The 1,089-nt window shown below is 38.7% G+C and carries 1 pseudogene; it reads left to right on the forward strand.

The features are described from left to right. Positions 1-1,089 (forward strand): annotated as a pseudogene (locus EO114_RS07895) (hypothetical protein); the annotation flags it as partial.

The raw sequence follows: 1,089 nt of genomic DNA on the forward strand, positions 1-1,089 counted from the left end.
TGATGTATTGAATGCAGGTTGGAACTTACAAGGTAATGGTACAGCCGTAGATTTTGTGAAACCATATGATACAGTTAATTTTGTAAATGGGTTGAACACCACAGCTGTAGTATCTACTGTGGATGGTAAGACAAGCAATGTGACATACAATGTAACAGGCTTGCCTGTGACATACACAACAGAAGATGGTACACCAGTGACTAAAATTGGTGACAAATACTATAAAGTTAACGATCAAGGTCAACCATTAGATAGTACAGGTGCGCCAGTTACGAAATTCAACAAAGATGGTAAACCACTTGATGCAAATGGACAGGAAGTTCCTGATGTGAATATTACAGATAATCCATTAAAAACATCCTTGGTAAACCCAACACCAGAAGCTAATAAAACGGGTACAACAAGTCCAACATCCTTGAGCAATGTGAAAAACAACATTCCAACAGTAAATGATGAAGATAAAACAGCTCATAAGGCAGATGGAACTGCAATTGATGGCAAAAACAATACAGAAGCGCCAATTACAGCAGGAGATGCAGCTAACTTGTTGAAACCTACTGTGAATGGAGTGGCAAATCCTAACTTCGTAGGCAACAATGCAGCTACAGTATCTGACGTATTGAACGCTGGTTGGAACTTACAAAACAATGGCACAGCGAAAGACTTCGTGAAACCATATGATACAGTAAACTTTGTGAACGGTGGTAATACAACAGCTGTAGTGACAACGAATGCTGCAGGTACTGCAAGCGATGTGACTTTCAACGTAACAGGATTACCTGTGACATACACAACAGAAGATGGTGCACCAGTATCTAAAGTAGGAGATAAATACTACAAAGTTAACGATAAAGGTCAACCTATCAGTGATGCAGGTAAACCAGCAGTAGGCAAAAATAATGATGGTAAATTGGTTGATGAAAATAACAATGTAATTGAACCAATTGATACAACAAAACCGTTAAAAACTGCGTTAGTTAATCCAACACCAGCAGGAGATAAACCTAATACAACAACAGCTACACAATTAGGCAATGTAACATCTGGCTTGGACAAATATGGTGATACAGTAGATGGAAAAGAAGTTCC

Origin of the sequence: Veillonella sp. 3627, assembly GCF_003992195.1 — a bacterium.
Lineage (GTDB): Bacteria > Bacillota > Negativicutes > Veillonellales > Veillonellaceae > F0422.